Below are 17,905 nucleotides of genomic sequence, written 5' to 3' on the forward strand. Positions count from 1 at the left end.
AGACGGTTTAAACCTGATCAATGGAAGCTTTGAGATCAGCGGCCGCAGCGGAGCTGGGGTTTTCTTCCAAAAGCGTATCCAGCAACTCGGCCGCTTCTTTCTTCTGACCAAGACCGAACCGAGCCTGGGCCTCCAGAAGTCGAGCGGTGAAGCGCTGGCTCTGGTCAAGGTCCTCGTCGAATAGCAGCATCGTCGGCAGAGAGGTGGCGAAATAGTCGATCGAGGCCGGCGTTTCAGCGAGCTCCTGAGCGTACTCCAGCAGCGAATTGAGCAACTCGCGCGCCTCCTCGGTCTGGCCAAGGCGTTCCTTGGCTCGAGCGGTGAAGTATGTAGTCTCGGAGTAACGACGCACGCTCATGCCTTGGAAGTCGCCTTTGAAACCTGCAGCGGCCTGCCAATGGGTTCTGGCCGCTGCGTCGTCCCCAAGTTTGGCATGGGCTTCGCCCAGCCACCAGTGGGCCTCGCTAGGATTGACCAGAAGATGTCGGGCCTCGCCAAGGTTCCTCGGAATCTCCAAGGCTGCAGCGAAATGCTCTTTGGCCGCGAGAGCGTCGCCGCGCTTCAAATTTTTCCTTCCGAGAAGAATGCGAGCTCGCATGTATTCGCGAGAAACGAGCCCTTCGCCCCCTTCCCACGGCTGGAACACTCGCGATTGAAGCAGTTCCAGCGCTTCCTCGGGGAGTCCCGTCTGGTTGAGTAAAGCGGCCACCTCCACGACGAGGTCATCCCGTTGGCCAACGCATTCCTTCACCTTGTTCAAAGCCTGGAGACGTTTTTCCGGACTGTGTCCGAGCCGCTTCCACAACTGGTCGCGCTCGTAATGGAGCCGTGCGTCTGACGGTGCGCATTGGATTGCCTGATCGTAAGCCCGTTGAGCTTCGTCGGGCTGTTTGCGGATATTGAAGTAAGCGATCCCCAAGCATCGCCAAACGACTGCATCCTCTTTATGGATACTCACCGATGCTTCCCAATGCTCGATCGCCTCCTCATGTCGGCGTCGGTCGTAAAGCCAGAACCCGAGCAGCGCATGGGCTCGATTGTCCTTGTTGTCGGCCTCGATCGCAGCTCGCAGCACGGTTTGCTCTTCCAAGCGCGCGGGGAAACACCTTTCGGCGCTCGCCTCTCGGGCCGCCTTGCGGCAGCGAGTCGCCTCTGCGGATCGGCCCAACTTCTCATTCAGCCAGGCCCGCGTGTATTCAACAATCGGTACGGAGCCGCCTTCTGGATCAGGAGTAGCTGTTTCCAGCGCCTCTAACGCTTCCAGCCAAAGGCTTGCTCGAGCGAAGTCGTGCGCCACGTCGAGTCGCAGCTGATTGTCGTCCGGAATCTCTTCATCCCGCAACCAAGCCGCCCAGACGTCTTGCAGATCGGTTTCGAGAATCTCCTCCAAGGTCGACGCCGACCAGTTCTCAAGACCGCAGCGGGCGTAAACGATCGCCTGCAGGTTGCGGACGCGAAGATTGTCTTCATCGAGGCGACGGGCACGGGTGAGGTTGACGTCCGCTTCCGCCCAGCGTGCTCGACCGATTTCGATCTCGGCCATCGCCAGTTGGGACGCGCCCTCCCAGGCTTGATTCCAGGACGCCTTGGCGAACGCGGCATAGGCCTCCTCATCGCGATCGAGAAACCGCAAGCAGCGTCCGAGCTGGTAGTAGGCTTCGCCGTCTGCGGGATTCGGATTGCGCGAAACGAGCCGAGCCAAGCTGGCCCGAAAGTGGTCTTCAGCGAGGGCGAACTCTCCTCTGCGCAGTCGCCAACGTCCCAATGCAAGATTGCAGCGGCTGTCTCCTGGATCGCGACGCAGCGCCTCCCGCCAGTACAGCGTCGGACAACGTGTAGCATGGCGGTATTGCTCCAAGTGGAGGCCAATCAAGTACAGCTCGTCCGAGCTTGCCACCTGCTCCGGCGCTGGCGGAGCCTCAGCCGGGGCGGGCGGTTCCTCGCGAACCGTTTTCTGCGGCCGGTAGCGGATAATCTCCGCTCCATCGCCATCTCGCACCACAAGCTGCAAATCCGTCAAATCGCAACCCTTGGCAAGGTTAAGCTGCACGATTCCCGCATGGCACGGAAGCAGCTCGACCGTTTCCTCTGCCAACAGACGACCATCCGCTGCCACGATTTGCACCAGAGCGGAGGGCAAAGAACGTGTCACGGAAATCCGAGCCTCCGCGCGGCGGCCTTTCTCGGGCAGGCGCAAATCGACCGCCGCCTCTTCGTTGGCCTGACGCGGCACGCCAATGTCATAGATCGGATACCAGAACTGGCTCCACTTCTTAGTCTCGCCCGGCTGGAGGAAGGAAAAATCCGGCTGGTTGTCGGTGAACACGCCCGCCATCAGTTCGATGTAAGGCGGGTGACTCCCGTCGTCGCGAGCGTCCGTGAGATTGCGGTCCCAGGCGTATCCAAATTCTTGATTTCCCCAGGTCCACTGCTTCTTGCCAGGGGCGATGTGGTGGTCCGCGATGTGTACGATGCCGATACCGGCGCGATGGTCGTAGCCGCCACAAAAATCGCCTGTCGACCCCATGCACATGTAGGAGGTCGGCACCGGAATATTGGCATACCAGGAAAGGTCGTTGGGAGCGGGCGTATTTCCTTCGCTGTCCTTGGGAGGGAAATACTTGCGAGGCGTTTCGTGAGCGGGCACACCGTTTTTAGCGCGTTCCGCATAGTCGACGCCATAATACGAGCCGTCACACAAAGGAAAGGTGCTCATAGCCCGCTTTGCATGGTCGGCCACATAGCTCACGTCAGGAGGGAAAAATGACTGATATTGCTCATGAGCCTCCAGCCCGGCATTGGCCCACCAAAGAAAGGTCTGCACATCGTCCGTGCGGTTATAGGCACGCGCTCGCAGTTCCACCCGAGCAATGCCCGGCTGCAGCCGAACTCCATGCATGCCCTTCATCCGAGCCATGGGATCGTGCTCCGAAAGCCAAACCGTCGCCGAGCCATCCTCTTCTTCTTCGATATCTACAAAGGTCGGCAAAGTGGTCGAGGGACGGTGGTGCTGCGGCCAGTTGAATTCGATGCCGCCGCTTACCCAAGGTCCAGCTAGGCCGACGAGCGCTGGTTTAATCATGGGCTGATAGTAGATCAGGTCATGCTCGCGAATCTTGTCCCAGATTCGGTGGATACGACCACCCAGCTCGGGCAGGATCGTCACCTTCAAGTATTCGTTTTCTATATACACTACCTCCCATGATTTCGGCTGAACCTCCGACTCGATGGCATCGCAAACCGGCAGCGGATACACGCGCCCGCTCGAGCCTTGGTAAACGCGCTTTTCCAGAAACTGCGGATGGCGGTCCGGCGTCTTCGGCAGATAGGTCGGAAACTCTGCCGTTTCTTGGCTTACGGATACGGATTGAGACGTCGGTGAACGATAGTCGCAGGGCATGGGCGGTTACTCCTTAGAGATTTATCGGGGTACGGTGAAGCGGGGAACAGCGACGATATTACCCGAACTTCGGAAGATTGACAATGGACGGAATTCTGGAAAACCTGCACGATCTTACACTATGACTGAGATCGCGCGGCGACAGGACGGATTCTCGGGCCAGGTCCATCTGATGGTTCCGGAAGCCCAACAGCAGCGCATGGCCACGCACCCGCTGCTGGCGGGACTGCACGTGACGCACGCGGGCTTCTTTCCTCGGGCGGAAGGACATTTCATCAGTCGTCCCGAGGGCTGCTCAGACCATGTTCTGATCGTCTGCCTGCGAGGCTCAGGCTGGGCGGAAGCTGGCGGGCGACGCCAGCAACTCGCCCGCGGCGATATCGTGGGACTGCGAGCAAAGCACGAGCATCTCTACGGCGCCACCCAAAATGACCCTTGGTCGATCGCCTGGGTGCACTTCACTGGGAAGGAGGCGGACGCCTGGCTGGAACACGCCACCGGCCGACGAACCCCATTAGCGAGTTGCCATACGTCCGCCGATCGGCTGGATTCCCTTGGTTTGGATCGAATTCACTCTTCGCTTGCTGCTGGCTACGGCTTGCCCGAACTGCTCGACGCGGCGGCAGCCTTGAGGACTTGTCTGACCTCCATATCCCGTCGTCGCGCTCAGAGCAGCACCGCCCTTTCCGCTCAAGAGCGTGTGAGCGCCTCGATCGAGCTTGTCCGCAAACACTGGATGCAGTCGCACAACCTTGCCGAGCTTGCGGCGAGCGCCGGTGTATCCGTAACGCATTACACAGCGATCTTTCGTCGCCTGACGGGATTTCCCCCGATCGATTTCCTGATCCGTCAGCGTATCCAACATGCCGCGGACCTGCTGGCGACCACGTCGAACCCGATCTCTGATATCGCCAGCGAATGCGGCTTCAACGATCCCTACTACTTCAGCCGCAGCTTCTCGCGAATCATGGGATCGTCGCCTCGAGGCTACCGCCAAACCCATCGATCCGCTAGCGGCGAGCCATTCAGCAAGCCCGCCTAATCGTCTAACCCGGGCTATCCTAAAACCGTTTCTCTGCTCCTAGTTTACTGACTACTCGAAACCTATGCCGATCAAACTCAACAACGCCTCGAAACGGAAACGTGTCCTCCTCGCGATGTACTGGTGGGAGGAGCGGGTTTTCGATGGCGTGGCGAGGTTTGCGACAGAAAACAATTGGATCTTGGATAGTCGTATGCGTTGGACCCATACAGACCAATTCATCACGCCGTGGCGAGGCGACGGCATCATCGCAAACCCCGGGTTCACCCGCCCTCTTAAAAACCTCGTCTCCCTCATTCACGATTCGGGCTTACCATGCGTTGGATTGCAGAAATTTGGCGACTACGGTAGCGGCGCAAGAGTAGTCAACGACCACCGCAAAGTAGGCGAAGAAGGCGCTCGCCATCTTATCTCGCGTGAGTTTCGAAATCTCGCGTATGTGAAATGCGCTGACAACGCCTTGGAGCGCGAACGACTCGAAGGCTTCAAAAAGATCGTCCTCGAGTCGGACCTACGCTTTTACGAAGTCTCCTGCTCCGAGCTAAAGAATCAACTAAGCCAGCTGCCGAAACCGATCGGGCTGATGGCGGCAAACGATTTCAATGCCCACGACGCCATGACGGTCTGCATCGAAGCAGGTTACACGATTCCCCACGAAATCGCCATCGTTGGTGCGGACGATTCCAAAGCCTTCTGCGAGCACACCGAGATCCCGCTTTCCAGCGTACGCTGCAGATTCGAAGAGCAAGGCTACCAAGCCGCGGTGATCCTCGATCGACTCATGCGCGGAGAAGCGCCTCCAGAAACAGAATACGCCATCGGAACGGATGGCGTCACCGAACGCAAATCCACCGACACTATAGCCGTCGAAGATGAGCTAACCCGCAGGACGCTAGCGATCATCCGAGAACGCTACCGGGAACGCCTCAAGGTGAAGGACATCGCCGAGATGGTGGGCATCTCCCCAAGAAGCCTTCAGATCTCATTCCGAGATCGGCTCGGCTTCACCATGTCTTCAGAGATCGCCCGCCTGCGAACGGACTTCGCCAAGCACTTGCTGTTAAACACCGACCAAAAAGTCGACACGGTCGCCTACGAATGCGGCTTCTCCGGTAGACACCACTTCATTCGCTCCTTCACGCGCGAAGTTGGCATGACGCCTACCGAGTTCCGCAAGAGCGCGAATCAAAGCGAGAATTCGTAAAAGGTGGCGCGGGACCCCCGGGCACGCGCTTCGCAAAGCCGAGCGACTCACCGCCATGCCCGAGCGAGAACGCGCCCGGAGGTCGCGTTCCACCCGTATTTCGTCTACCGCAGCTCCTCGTAAAACTCGATCTCCACGATGGACAGCTCGCTCTCGCCTACGTCTTCCTCGCCGGTCCGGGCGTTGCCCTGATCGACTAGCTCGGTGAGCTCGCCAAACGCGTCCATCGCCTCGCCTCCTTCGAGCGGCACGATAGTCACGTAGCGACCAGTCGTTTCCTTCAATCGAAGCGTTATGTATCCAAGACTTCGCGACGTCGCCCCGAAAAAGACTTCCTTCTCGCCGACCAGAATTCGGATCGGATAGCTGCGGGCTCGGAAGCCTCCCACCTTCATGGTGATCTCGTTCAAGGTCGCTTCTCTCGCGAGCTCGAAAGTGATGGGCTTCTTGCCGATCCATGCGGTCGCTTCGTTGTCGTCATAGGCAAGCTTCGGATCGAGATCGCTATTCGACTCGGCAGTTGAAACCGCTACCGGACGACGCGTCCACGTGATCGACGAACCATGTGGTGTCGGCCCGCGAGCAAGATCGCCCTTCAGGGCTTCTCCCGGAAACGCACGGCTCCACCCGTCGTTCGTGGGGAACGCATGCGACTTCACCTCGAGTGTCGCCGACTTCAAGCCTTCCGATCGTGCGGTGAGCGTGATGGTACCTGCCTCCGTGGCGCTGCGAACCAGCACGCGATTCACGCCTCCCTCGACGGGGAGCGTTTTAGATAAGATATAGTTGTCCGGCCCCTGGGCGATGCCACCTCGCCATTCCGCTGGCCCTTCCAACTCGAACTCGACCTCGTTTAGGGCGATGGGGTTGCGGCGGCCGTCACGATCGACGACTTCTACTTGAGCGAGAAATACATCCGCTCCGTCCGCACGGAGCTCGCCGTCCGGCCCGATCAGCGTTAGCTGCAAGGCCGCAGGCTCGCCCACGGTCTGGTGGCTGGCGCTGCAAACCGTCTCGCCAACAGCATTCCTGCCCACCGCTTCGATGGTTCCGTGCTCCCAAGCAACGTCCCTGAAAGTAAAGAGAAACCGGTGACTTTGCTCGCCCATGCCGAGCGATTTGCCGTTCACGAGCAGCTCCACCGCATCGGTATTGGAGACGACGTAGACATCCTTCACCGTGCCTTCCTGATAGTTCCAATGCCCGAGGATATAGGCGTCGGGCTTGGCCGGATCAACCCACCCGCTCCACATGACCTGGTGGGCGAAGAAACCATCCTTGGGAATGCGCATAGGATCGACTTCGCCACTGCGGCGATAGTTTTCCGCCCCGCGGTAGTGCGTGTTCGTATCCGAAAATATGATATTCAATCCGCCCGCGTTCACACGACGTCCCGTGCCCGGACGTTCCCTCCAAAACTCATGCCAACGCACCACGTTCTCGATGGCATGGGAATCCTGGTTGCGATTGTACGAACGGGCTGGGCGACCTCGATAGTCAGGCCCGTCACCATCTTTATGATACGGCGGGGAATACTCATCCCAGTACTTTCTCAAGCCTTCGTCACGCGAGTACTCGTTTTGCCAAAGCGGAATATCGGCGCTCTTGTTGATGTAAAGCATCTCGCCTCCGTACTCCGCCTCCTTCGAACCAAGCATCTCGCGGCTGCCCATGGCCCGCATGCCATGCGGGTCGAACTGGTCGCGAATCGCCTTGAGCTCGCGCATATGCTCCTCGCTGATTCCTTTGTTGCCGCCTTCGTAGACTGCTACACTTGGGTTGTTTCGATTGTAGACTACGGCGTCTCGCATGAGCTCGACGCGTTGTAGCCACTTTCTACCGACAGCATCCCGTTCGGAGTCGCCCGCTGGCAGCATCTGCAGAAGTCCGACCCGATCGCAGGATTCGACGTCTTGCTTCCAAGGAGTGACGTGCATCCACCGCACCATGTTGGCGCCGTTGTCGACCATAAGGCCATTGGAATAGTCGCTCAACCAAGGAGGCACGGACAAGCCGAGAGCTGGCCACTCGTTGGAAGTGCGCTGGGCGTAGCCCTTAATATGAAGAGCCCGTCCGTTGAGCCAAACGATTCCATCTCGAAACTCCAGCTTGCGGAAACCGGTAGTGGTGCTCACTTCATCCACGACGACATCGTCCACCTTCAGACGAGTGATCACCTCGTACAAATAACCATAACCCCAGCTCCAGAACTCGAGGCCTTCGACTTCCTTGCATGCTTTGGCGACGATGCGTCCGCGCTGCGGAGCCACGAATTCGCCTCCCGAGAAGAGGGAGATGGTTTTACCTTCGCGATCTCGAATTTCGATTTCAAATTCGAATGGCTGGTCGCGTCGCGGCTCGAAAACGACTTCGGACTCCACGTTCACCATCGCCGTTTTGTTTTCTAGGTCGATGTCGCTTGGATAGACATACACGCCCGTATACCCAAGACTTGAATACAGAGGCAAGGTCTGGTGCAGGATTCCCGTCAGGTGCAGCTTCACGTTCTTAACCAATCCACCATAGTTGGCGTTGAAATTCTGGTCGGCCCACTGAAAGCCTTGACCGGAAACAAACTCCTTGTAGTCCCAAGCGTTGTCGGTACGGACCGCGATGACGTTCTTTTCTGGAGCGGGTCGCACGAAACGGGTTAGATCAAAACCGAACGCCATCACTCCATTCTCATTGGCTCCGACACGCTCTCCATTGACCCAGACCTCCGCCAATTGCCGGGCGCCTTCGAACTCGATGTACACCTTGCCCTCCTTCATCCGCTCGGGCAGCACGAAGTCCTTGCGATACCAGGCCACACCTGTCCTGTGATTATGGATATCGAGGTGAAAGGCGTCGTCTTCATTCCACGCTCGCGGCAAGGTCACGGCCTCGAATTGCGAGTCGTCGAAGTCCACCTGTTCCGCCCCTTGGTGTTCGCCCACGCCCATTCGCCAGTCGGCGTTGAAGTTGAGAGCGAGCCTCTGGTCGGCGCCCTCGAGAGCTCCAACACAAAGGAAGACAAAGAGACAGAGAGAGGCACGACAAAGGTAGTGGCCGTTACCCATACGACCACTACCCCGATCAAAACGTCCCCAGGGACGTTCTTTCGTACTTATACCAAACACACAAAAAAGACTCTTCATTAGCGTAGCCTGCCGGCTTTCAGCGTTTCCGAATTCCATAACCTAGAGGGCGATCGACTCAGGAAAAATGTTCAGCGAGGAACTGACTTTAGATAGGGTCTACCCAGTTCTCCTTGATCTCGCCTTCCTCGGGAACGGTCCCTTCCTCGTCCACAATCGAGAAGCGCTCTCTTAGACGTAGGTCTCCCGAAGAAGCTCCCGCGTATAGCGTGAAGCCCCCCGGCTCCACGACCCAACCTTTGCCAGTGATATAAAACTCGAGGTGTTCCCTAGAGAGGGTGAACGAAACGCGAACGCTTTGGCCTTTCTTGATATGCACGCGCTTGAAGCCCACCAGTCGTCGCTCGTAGGTGGTTGCGCTGCTGTAGTCGTCTCTCAGATACAGCTGAGCCACTTCGTCGCCGTCGCGATCACCCGTGTTGCGAATCGTCAGCTCGACTTCGATGTCGTCTCCGACCGCCGCCTCGACATTGCTCAACGACAAGTCGCGATACTCGAAGTCGGTATAGCTCAAGCCATGTCCAAAGGGGAACAGCGAACCGCTAATCTGCCCATAGTCCACGTCCTGAGCACCCGGCTTGGTGGGGAAGTTGTAAGGCAACTGCCCCACGGATTGGGCGACGGTGACCGGCAAACGTCCGGCGGGGTTGTATTCGCCAAACAATACATCCGCCAACGCATCGCCGCCATCCTCGCCAGGAAACCACATCTCCACGATCGCTGGGAAATTGCGCACTGCGTACTGCGCGCTGAGTGGTCGGCCGTTCGAGAAGACCAGCACCACGGGCTTGCCGGTCTCCTTGAGGGCCTGCAGGAGCTCGTTCTGGTAGCCAGGCAAATCGAGGCTAATGCGACTCTGCGATTCCCGACACTGAGCGTCCGTTTCGCCAACGCAGGCGATGATCAAGTCCACATCCCGGGCGGCAGCCACCGCTTCCTCGATTCCGGCAAGTACCTCTTCCGAAGCCGGCTCCTTGTAGACATCGCTCAGCGGCCAATTTTCATCCGCCGCCTCGACGCCTTTGACGTGGATGACCTCGCTCTTGCCATCCAGATAGTTTCGAAGTCCCTCGAGCGGCGTCACATAGTCGATCCGTTGCGAACCGTAACGACTCCACCAAGCTCGTTGGTCGTCCGCCATAGGGCCGGTTACCAGGACTTTGTCGTAGTCGCCCTCCAGCGGCAGCAGGTCGCCCTCGTTTTTCAGAAGGATGATGGATTCGCGCGACGCCTGATGGGCGACCTTCATATTCTCCTCCGATCGAACGACCGCGTCGGTGTCGATATCCTCAGTTCGATACGGATCGTCGAAGAGGCCCAGCCGAAACTTCACTCGCAAGATGTCGGCCACTCGCGAATCGATGGTATCCATAGATATCCTACCGCTTTCGACCAGCTCCAGCAGCGGGTTCGCATAGTCTTCCGGCTGAGTGAAGTGCGTTCGAATATTCAGGCCCGCTTCCACCGACATGCGTATGGCCTCCTTCGGCGTCGGGGCGACGCGGTGCTTTTCGTACAAAAACTCCACTGCCCCGCTATCGGAAACGACGTAACCTTCGAAGCCCCATTCCTCCCTCAGGATATCCTGCAAAAACAGCTTGCTCGCCTGCACGGGAACGCCGTCGTAGTCGTTGTACGACGACATCACGCCAATCGCCCCTCCCTGTACGATGGCCTTTTTGAAGGGAGCGAGATAGATGTTGTTCACCTCGCTCCAGGTCACATGCGGATCCGTGCGAGCATGTCCGTCTCGCCCGCCCTTCGGTACGCCGTAGACCGCGAAGTGCTTCAAAGTCGAGGCCACTCCCTGTTCTTGGATTCCCAATACTTGCTGCAAGCCGAGCTCGCCCACGAGAAAAGGATCTTCGCCATAGCTTTCGATGATGCGTCCCCAGCGCGGATCGCGCGAGACGTCCAAGACTGGTGAATACACGTTCGTATAGCCGAGCGCCTTCGCTTCGCGGCCCGTCACGCGACCGATCTCGCGCACCAAGTTCGTGTTCCAGGTGCTGGCCACGCCCAGCTCGGCCGGGAAGCTGGTGGTCTTGGAGTGCATCACCCCGCGTATGCCTTCGTTGGTGAAATCTACCGGAATGCCCAAGCGAGTGTTTTCGATAAACCAGCGCTGGATCTCGCGCAACGCCGCGGCATGTCGCGACCAGGGCAGATCGTTTTCCGGATCCGGAAGGTTTTGGGTCCAGCCCTCGTTTCCATTGATCTGCTCGTCGATGTTTCCTATCCCGTCGATCCACATGCGGTCCATCCATTTCTCGGTCGGCACCTCGTCCTTAAGGATTCGCGAGAAGCCATAGAGCGTGGTCATCTGGGCGACCTTTTCGCGCAAATTCATGCGTGAGATCAGGTCGTCGATGCGGGCTTCTTCAGGACGCGAGGAATCCTCGTACACCTCCATCTGCCCATTCTTGTTGAAATCGATATACGCGCCGCCTCCCGAACGCTCCGCTCCATGGGCGCTTGCGGCGATCGCAGTCGCGACGCTCAAGTAGGTTCCCCAACGGCCCAGGCGGGTGACGAGACGATTTCTAACTTTTCTGTTCATTATAACTTAAAGGAAACGATTGATCACTCGGCGGTCTAGACCCCTAGGAGTTGACGAGCTGACTGAGCACGGCGGGCACTCGGCTACCGAGCGCTTACGGGGGGATTTCTCAGGTAATAGCCCGGTAATGTTACACATTGCGAAGAAAGGGGTCAGTTGGCCGAACGAGAGGAGATAGATAGAGAAACGGGTTAAAAACTCTATGGAGAATCCCTCGCCGGTTAAGATCGATCCCAAACGCGTGTCTTTTTGCGAATGCCAATTGAGCTTTGGCGAAATTCGAGCCGTTGCAGCAAAGCGAAGCTTGAGCGTCGGTCCGCTTCCCACAAACTGCGCCCTTCCCAAGCCTAATTCGAGTGCTTTCAGAAACGCCACCCTCACGAGCCCGCCGGTGGGAAGCGATCTTCCTGATCTCTCTGGTCTACCCGCTTGCCTCGATCCAGATAAGCGTCGCGACGATTCTCTTTCCCATGCTCAAGCAGGAGTTCGACCTGTCGCACCAGCAACTGGGAACCTTCGCGACGATCTATCTGCTGTCGCGGGCAGCGTTCGGCCCTCTATGGGGAATGCTCGCCGACCGCTTCGGCCATAAGCGCATGCTGATCGCATCCCTGGCGATAAACGGCGTTCTCGTATTCAGCACCGGATTCGTCGCCAGTTTCGATCAGCTTCTGATTCTGTACAGTCTCAGCATACTCTGCACCGTGGCTGCGGAACCCATAACCTACACCATCGCGTCCACGGTGTTTCCCTCCAGCGACAGAGGCAAGGCGTTCGGCTCCATGCGAGCGGTACGGGGATTGCTTGGAGGGGGCTTCATCCTGGCGGTTGGATGGTTTGGCAGTTTCGAAGAAGGCTGGCGCTACGCCTTGATGGCTTTCGGAACCGTAAAGATCGCCATTACCCTAGCGCTGGGCAAACGGCTCCGATCGAGAGTAGAAAGTTCCAATCGAGATTGCAACGAACCGAAATTCGAATGGAACGCATTCAAATCCGTCACCAAGAAGCCAGTATTCATTCTTTTCACACTGATTCACATATTAGCCACCGGCATGTTGATGCCTGTATTCATGCCGACCTTCCTCGTTGAGCTACGGGGCCAGACCTTGGCCTCAGCGAGCGCCCTTGTGGGAGCGATGAAGATTTGCATGTTCTTCGGGGCCCTGCTGGGAGGCGTATTGGGCGACCTACTCGAACGTGTCAGCCCAAGCAAGGGACGAATCGTTCTCCTGCAGGCTTACGCCGCGATCTTCGCCAGTCTCAACGTGATCCTGTTTCTTCCCGACTGGCAGCATACCAGCGTCCTTTGGACGCTATCGCTTCTGGTCAGCACGGTTTTTCCCGTCGGCTTCACGGGATGCGTTCTACCGATGCTGGCCAACGTAGTGCCTTTTCACCTACGAAGCGCAAGTTTCGCCATTATGGCGTCTTTATGCCAAGGCCTGAGCCTAGCCGGCATTTCGACAGCAATCGGCTCCTTATCCGAGCATCGCGGACTGGACAACGCTCTCTTTCTCGCGTTCTCGATCCCCTACGCCATCATCGCCATGGTGTGCATAGCCTTGTATCGCTACTATCCATCCGAACTGGCTGCGAGAACAGAGTCTGCAAATGGTCCAGCCGTGTCGCCTCATATATAGCGAACCTAAGCTTCGAGCGTCAGCTAGTCGTACCCAATTTCCGCTACCGGAGCGGGCTCTCCTTCCTAGACCTAGCTGCGAAATCACTGGAGATCATTGATTGCCCAAGCGGAATAACCGATTCGCTCTCTGGGTAAACAGACTTCGCCCCTGCGAGCCCCACGCTGCTAACGGATAGGGAGAACGACTTGCATCCCGGATGGCGAACGAGCACTACCGATGCCACGCCGGATTCGCAGGGCACGTCCTTCGGCCCGACGATCTCGACTCCCGACCCGCATTCGAATGCGACCGTATCCATCGCCGTCTTACAGATGTTTCCGTCTTCATCGACTACGCGAGCGTGAGCGAAAAGCACATCCGTTTCGCTCTCTTCGCCCTGGATTCCCTCGTCGGCGATCTGCAGCGTCAATCGCGAAGGCGCCCCTGGAGTCGCCAGTTGATGATTGGCGACCTCAACGCCTCCGATGAAACCAACCGCTTCCAGAGCGCCTCTTTCGAATTTCTCGAGTTGAAAGAGAAAAGGTGGAAACGGAAGTCGCTGGTTGTTTGAGGTACGCGAAGGTTCAAGAGGACCAAACTCTTCATCGTTGAGCTTCAACGCGACCTCCTCGCAATTGCTGAACACAAGCACGTCGAGGATCGAATTTTCCACCCAACGCGACGCGATGTACACCATAGGTCCACCGCTCCACCTCTCGCTTCCTTCGCTGGGAGCGCGCTGGCTTTTAAAGAAGAAATACGAGTATTTCGGCAATCGGTGAATGTCCATGACCCCGCACGCGGCCCGAGTGGGACTGTATCCACGCGGGTAGTCGAACATCGACCAAAGGCCGTCGGTGACCGCGGGGGAAGACAGGGTGTCGTTCAACGCGACGATGTGGTTATGGGCCTGCCGGCGCAGGCGGCGCTCGCCTTCGCGACGAAAGGCTCGGCTGTTGCTCCAATCCGCCAATAGCCCAGCTCCAGTTTTCTGATCGAAACCTTCGTTCGAAGCGTAGAACTCCCAATCGCCATACTCGGCGATAACGAGGGCCTTGTCCTCGTTCTTCCACGTATGAATTTTCCCATGCTGTCGGGAGTGGATGAATACATCGAATCGATCAATCCAACCGCAAACAAGCATCTGGTCCCCGGGGTACTCCTCGTGGCCAATGCGCATCATCTCAGTCATGAACGCCTCATCCATTTCTGTCTCGTTCAACGAAAGCTCCCAGAAAATGACGCACGGATGATTTCGATCCCGGCGCACCAGCTCTCTGGCGTTTTGGTAACACGCCTCTCGGAAAGCGTCTCCTCCAATAAACTGCCAGCCTGGAATGCAGTTCATCACCAAGATCCCCAACTCGTCGCAAGCATCCAAAAACGCCGGCGACTGCGGGTAGTGGGAAAGCCGAACATAGTCGAAGCCTGCCTCCTTGATTCGTTTCGCGTCGCGATACTGGGCCGCGTCCGAAAGAGCGTATCCGATCCTTGGATAGTCCTGATGACGGTTCGTACCCCGAGGACGAATACGTTTCCCGTTCAGCTGCAGACCTCCGCTGCGAGATACCGCGATATGACGAATGCCAAAACGCTCTTGCACCCGGTGGATAAGACTACCGTTAGGCGATACTAGCTCCACTGCGATAGTGTATAAATGCGGTGACGCGAGATCCCAAACGACAGGATCGGAGACCTTGGCGGAAAAGGAATACTCCTGGTCCTTCCCCGCGGGTACCTCTCCTGATTCTATTTCTCCGGAAACGACAAGTTCTCGCTGCTCATTTTCTATGGCGTAGCGCAAGACGAACGCTCTATCCGAATTCGAATCGTTCACCACGTGGGCGGAGATTAATAAGGTCGCCTCTTTCGCATCCAAATTTCCAGTACGAACGAACACCCCTCCGCTTCCGACGACTCCTGCTGAAATCGGGTCCGAAATGTGAAGCGACGGATAAGCTCGCAATTCGACATGGCGGTACAATCCGCCATAGAAGCAGAAGTCGAGCTCGTCGACGGGCTTTCCTGGAGGCACATCTCCATCGTCGCGATTGTCGAGCACAGCTGTCAATATGTGCTCGCGACCGTCGGCCAGCCAGCGTGTCACGTCGATCTCGAATGGCAGGTATCCACCTGAATGAGACCCAGCGCATTCACCATCGATGGCAATCTCAGCCGTATGCATCGCCGCGCCAAAGTAGAGCACGTACCGCGTGTCCGGCTCAACGATCCCGACCTTCAACGTTCTCGTATATTCGCAAAGCCCCTGCCAATGCCCACAGCCATCCAAGTCTGCTACAAAAGGACTGTGCGGCAAAAAGACAGGAAACGGCCCGTCCTCTTGGTCCAAGATTCGAAACGACCACCCGTCGACTAAGCGCTCTCTGAAATATGCCATCCTTTTCGGTCTGCGACTTGATTGGTAAGCCAATGCTACCCGCCCTATACGGAATTTCTCTCGATCAACCGCACTGGCATCTTGACCGCTCGCTGGCTGACCTTCTTTCCCGAAGTTAGATTATCCAGCATCTCAGCCGCCGTTTCCGCCATTTCCCCCAAAGGCTCCTCTATCGCCGTCAACGGCGGATTGATGAGCTCTGAAATCCCTTCGTTCTCGCCGCCAATGACCGCTATGTCCTCAGGCACGCGAAGCCCCATCACGTAAGTGAGCAGATGGATGCACTCCATCGCCTGCAGACTTGTACCCGGAACGTAAATACAATCCGCGCCACCTCTGACGATACGAGTCACCGCTGCCGAATCCCGGCCCGAGCTTGCGGACGCCATCATGCGATTCTCGTATTCTAGCCCCGCCTCCTCTATCGCCTTGCGGTATCCCAGGAGTCGCTGTTCGAATCCAGGCCCTTCTCCTCCGAAGCAGGCCAGCTTTTTCTTTCCATGCTCGATGAAATACTTCGCTGCCAGATAGCCGGAGTTGTAGTGATCGGAAAAGATGCAGTACTGCCGTTCCGACACCTCGAACTTGTCCATATATACGATGGGTATCCGTTTTTCGAATTCCTTTAGAAACTCGAGCAGCTTCGTATCATAGGTGACGACGACGATGCCATCCAGGAACAGCCCAGGTAGCTCTTCAAATGGATCGGTAGGCAGCACGATACCCATTTTCTTTCGCGACAAAGCAAAGGACAGGTGAGCGGACAAGGTTGCCGCGTAGCCTTCCACCCGGTCGGAAAACCGAGGATCCGTCAGGATCGCGATCTGCCGCGAACGAACCGATGCCTGAGGCTTTAGATCCAGCTCCTTGGCCGCCTTCAGAATCGTTTCACGCGTCTCGCTCTTGACGCGGTCTCGGTTGTTCAGCACCCGACTCACAGTACCGGGTGAAAACCCAGTGTACTTCGCCAAATCGTAGATCGTTATTTTCTTCGCCGTACCGCTATCGTTCGTTTTCACTGTTTTTGCTTTTTTCATTACGGTGCTAAACTGTTCCCCTACGCTCCTCAAGAGCGTCCCTTGTCTCGTATGCTCGCTGGCGTGTTATGGGATAGAAAATAAGAATGACGATGGCAAGGATTGCCCACAAGGCAGTGGAAACCGCGAGGAATAGTCGCAAGGTGAGAATGCTCTCGGAGGATTGGTCCCCCCCGAGCTCCGCATCGAAGCCCGAAACCTGCAAGGCGATCGTCATGCCAAAGATGGAGAGCGAGTAGCCAACTTTCTGTATCCAAAGGAACACCGAGCCAAACATGCCCTCGCGTCGCTGTCCGTGCTTCAACTCGTCGTCATCGCAGATATCAGCTACCATGGAAGGAAGCAGCACTGCGATGGCTGTCCAAATAGGTCCGCACAACAAAGGGTCGATCAAAATCTTCCAAGGATTGCCTGGCGTATACAGCACCCACTTCCCGATCGACCCGAGCAAGACCATGGCAAAGATCACGTTCAGCGCGGTCTTCTTGCCATAGCGATTCGAAAGCCAGTTTATCGGATAAATGGATACGATTCCCACGATCGCGTATCCAGTCGAAAGCACCGCTTTCCAGTGCGACCCTTCCGCGATGTCGCCGTCGAACATGTAATACACGATCAAGTAGTAGTCCGTGCTCGATGCGAACATGCCGGCCACGATCTGGCAGATGGTCAAAGCGACCAACACCGCAAAGGCCTTGTTCCTGAGCGACTCCGCAGCGCTCGACCAGAACTTCACCTTCTTCTGCTTCTTAGAGACTTTGTAATAGCGCTCCTTGACGAAGATGCCCGGCAAGATCCCGACCAAGCCCAACAGCAGAATCGCCACCGCCCAGCCCACGAATCGAACGCCATACATGACGCTCCCGAAAACCGACAACGTCGCCAGAGGGAACAGCCACGAATAGCCGAGTTCGCCGATCTTATGGAAGAACCCGCAAAAGGAGGTCACTCGTGTGCGCTCCTTGTAGTCAGGCGTCATTTCAAAGGTCAAGCTGGTCAACGGCACCCCAAAAATGGTGTAGCAGGTATAGAAGAACAGCAGCGATCCAAGGAGATACCCAGCCATCGCCTTCTCGCCCCAATCCATCGGCACCATCCAAATCATGCCAAAAGCGATCGCTTGCAGGATCGCCCCGAGCACGATGAGCGGGCGGCGTCGGCCCCAACGCGTGTGCAAGTTGTCGGAGATGTATCCAACCGCTGGATCCGTGATGGCATCCCAAAGCCTTGGAATCGACAGCGCCGTGCCCAGGAGGATCGGACTCACATGCAGCGTCATATTGTAGACCGGCATGGCGAGGCTGTTCACAGCCATGTTTCCAAAAAACAATGACAAATAGCCCGACCCCAAAGCGGTTTTCTCGCCCAGGCTGACCTTGTCCTCCTCCTTTGTGGCCCGGTCTTCGCCCTCGCCTCGTGGCATTGGGCCTTTGGGACCCGTATTCGAAGGTGTGTCGGATTCTAGCATGGAGATCAGAGGTATTGGGATGTTCGGGTCAAATATG

The 17,905-nt window shown here is 57.2% G+C and carries 9 protein-coding genes; 3 read left to right on the plus strand and 6 right to left on the minus strand.

Annotation, left to right across the window (positions count from 1 at the left end; translation table 11 throughout):
- Window positions 1-7 precede the first annotated feature (7 nt).
- A complete protein-coding gene (locus QEH54_RS18490) occupies window positions 8-3,400 on the minus strand; it encodes a DUF5107 domain-containing protein (protein WP_309020190.1) in 3,393 nt (1,130 codons plus the stop codon).
- A gap of 121 nt (window positions 3,401-3,521) precedes the next feature.
- Between QEH54_RS18490 and QEH54_RS18495 the strand changes: the two genes are divergently transcribed.
- Window positions 3,522-4,442, plus strand: a complete 921-nt coding sequence (locus QEH54_RS18495) for an AraC family transcriptional regulator (RefSeq protein ID WP_309020191.1) — start codon at window positions 3,522-3,524, stop codon at window positions 4,440-4,442.
- Window positions 4,443-4,506: 64 nt separating this feature from the next.
- A complete protein-coding gene (locus tag QEH54_RS18500; protein ID WP_309020192.1) occupies window positions 4,507-5,646 on the plus strand; it encodes a substrate-binding domain-containing protein in 1,140 nt (379 codons plus the stop codon).
- Window positions 5,647-5,750: 104 nt separating this feature from the next.
- On the opposite strand, the gene QEH54_RS18505 is transcribed toward QEH54_RS18500, so the two are convergent.
- Window positions 5,751-8,705 carry a sugar-binding domain-containing protein gene (locus tag QEH54_RS18505; protein ID WP_309020193.1) on the minus strand — a complete coding sequence of 985 codons (2,955 nt, stop codon included), beginning with the start codon at window positions 8,703-8,705 and terminating at the stop codon, window positions 5,751-5,753.
- A 166-nt stretch (window positions 8,706-8,871) separates the two neighbouring features.
- Window positions 8,872-11,343: a glycoside hydrolase family 3 N-terminal domain-containing protein gene (locus tag QEH54_RS18510; RefSeq protein ID WP_309020194.1), complete on the minus strand. Its 2,472-nt coding sequence runs from the start codon at window positions 11,341-11,343 to the stop codon at window positions 8,872-8,874.
- A 356-nt stretch (window positions 11,344-11,699) separates the two neighbouring features.
- On the opposite strand from QEH54_RS18510, the gene QEH54_RS18515 reads away from it, so the two are divergent.
- Entirely contained in the window at window positions 11,700-12,983 is a 1,284-nt protein-coding gene (locus tag QEH54_RS18515) for an MFS transporter (RefSeq protein ID WP_309020195.1), read from the plus strand.
- 43 nt (window positions 12,984-13,026) lie between these two features.
- On the opposite strand, the gene QEH54_RS18520 is transcribed toward QEH54_RS18515, so the two are convergent.
- Genes QEH54_RS18520 through QEH54_RS18530 form a run of 3 tightly spaced genes read right to left on the minus strand, consistent with a single transcriptional unit; the run spans window position 13,027 to window position 17,868 of the window.
- Window positions 13,027-15,363: a glycoside hydrolase family 2 TIM barrel-domain containing protein gene (locus QEH54_RS18520; protein ID WP_309020196.1), complete on the minus strand. Its 2,337-nt coding sequence runs from the start codon at window positions 15,361-15,363 to the stop codon at window positions 13,027-13,029.
- Between the two features lie 44 nt (window positions 15,364-15,407).
- The gene (locus tag QEH54_RS18525) at window positions 15,408-16,400 is read right to left on the minus strand and encodes a LacI family DNA-binding transcriptional regulator (protein WP_309020197.1); all 993 of its coding nucleotides are present in this window, start codon (window positions 16,398-16,400) and stop codon (window positions 15,408-15,410) included.
- Window positions 16,401-16,407: 7 nt separating this feature from the next.
- Window positions 16,408-17,868 carry an MFS transporter gene (locus QEH54_RS18530; RefSeq protein WP_309020198.1) on the minus strand — a complete coding sequence of 487 codons (1,461 nt, stop codon included), beginning with the start codon at window positions 17,866-17,868 and terminating at the stop codon, window positions 16,408-16,410.
- Window positions 17,869-17,905 lie beyond the last annotated feature (37 nt).

The sequence above is a fragment of the Pelagicoccus sp. SDUM812003 genome, from assembly GCF_031127815.1.
Taxonomy (GTDB): domain Bacteria; phylum Verrucomicrobiota; class Verrucomicrobiia; order Opitutales; family Opitutaceae; genus Pelagicoccus.